The sequence below is a fragment of the Pseudomonas sp. LARHCG127 genome (genome assembly GCF_052871455.1).
Genome location: NZ_JBIXJT010000044.1, coordinates 1 through 1,251, shown reverse-complemented (window position 1 = coordinate 1,251; position 1,251 = coordinate 1). Strand labels below are relative to the sequence as shown.

Here is a 1,251-nt window from a genome sequence, read left to right as displayed (position 1 = left end):
TGAACTGGCCTAATGAACCCGGACACCTCTTAAGGGCGATATGATTCGCCCAATCAGGAGGTTTCATGCAAGAGCGAAAGACCTACACCCGCGAGTTCAAGCAACGTGCTGCAAGCATGGTTCTTGATGATAACTGCTCAGTTCCCGACGTCTGTGCATCGATGGAAGTTGGCCCTACGGCTCTGCGCCGCTGGATTGATCAGGTTCGCAAAGAACGTCAGAAAGGGCAGCCAGTGGCGGGCACCAAGGCAATCAGCGAAGAACAGCGAGAGCTTCAACAGCTGCGAGCCAAGATCAAGCGCCTGGAAACCGAGGCTGAAATCTTAAAAAAGGCTACGGCTCTCTTGATGTCGGATCCCGATCGTTTTTCCTGATCGAGGAACTGAGAGAGTCGAGTTCATATCCGACCTGCCTGCTTTGCAGTGCGCTGAGCGTTTCCCGTAGCGCGTTTTATGACTGGCTTAAGCGTCGCTCAGCACCGAATACCGAGCGTGACGCGCTCAGAGCGAAAGTCGTGCAACTGCATGACGAAAGCCGGGGAAGTGCAGGCGCGCGGGTGATCTCTCAGCACTTGAAGGCCCAGCAGATCAAGGTGGGACGGCATCTGGCCGGAAAACTCATGGCGGAGGCAAATCTGGCCAGCAGACAGCGCCGCCGCCATCAGTATCGCTCTAGAGGCGTCGAAGCATTTGTGGCCAAGAACCTGCTCGAGCGTAACTTCGAGCCAACCGCAATCAATCAGGTTTGGTGCGGCGACGTTACCAGCCTGATGGTTGGTAAACGCTGGTATCACTTGGCAGCGGTCATTGATCTGTTCGCCCGCCGAATCGTCGGCTGGGCGTTTTCTCTGATCAATGACGCCGACCTGGTTAGCAAGGCACTGAGGATGGCGGTGGAAGTACGAGGCAAACAGGCGGGCTTGATGTTTCATTCGGATCAAGGCTGCCAATACACCAGCCAGCGCTTTCAGTCCGTGCTGCTGGAACACGGGATAACGCAAAGCATGAGCCGCAGGGGGCAGTGCTGGGACAACGCACCAACAGAGCGTTTCTTCGGGACGCTCAAATCAGAGTGGGTGCCCACCAAGGGCTACACGACAGTTGAAGAAGCCAAACAGGATATGACCAGCTTCTTCATGCGATACAACCGAATCAGGCTCCACAGCTACAACAACTACCTGTCGCCAATAGCCATGGAGCAAAAAGCGGCATAAATACCGTAATCGGTGTCCGGGATTACTTGACCAGTTCA

General features: G+C 55.2%; 2 protein-coding genes. Both read left to right on the top strand.

Annotated features, from left to right (window positions below; all coding sequences use genetic code 11):
• Positions 1-65: 65 nt before the first annotated feature.
• Positions 66-374 carry a transposase gene (locus tag ACIPQ1_RS28725; RefSeq protein ID WP_411385909.1) on the top strand — a complete coding sequence of 103 codons (309 nt, stop codon included), beginning with the start codon at positions 66-68 and terminating at the stop codon, positions 372-374.
• Positions 371-1,213: an IS3 family transposase gene (locus ACIPQ1_RS28720; RefSeq protein ID WP_411387566.1), complete on the top strand. Its 843-nt coding sequence runs from the start codon at positions 371-373 to the stop codon at positions 1,211-1,213. The genes ACIPQ1_RS28725 and ACIPQ1_RS28720 overlap by 4 nt, the downstream gene beginning before the upstream one ends.
• The last annotated feature ends 38 nt before the right edge of the window (positions 1,214-1,251 follow it).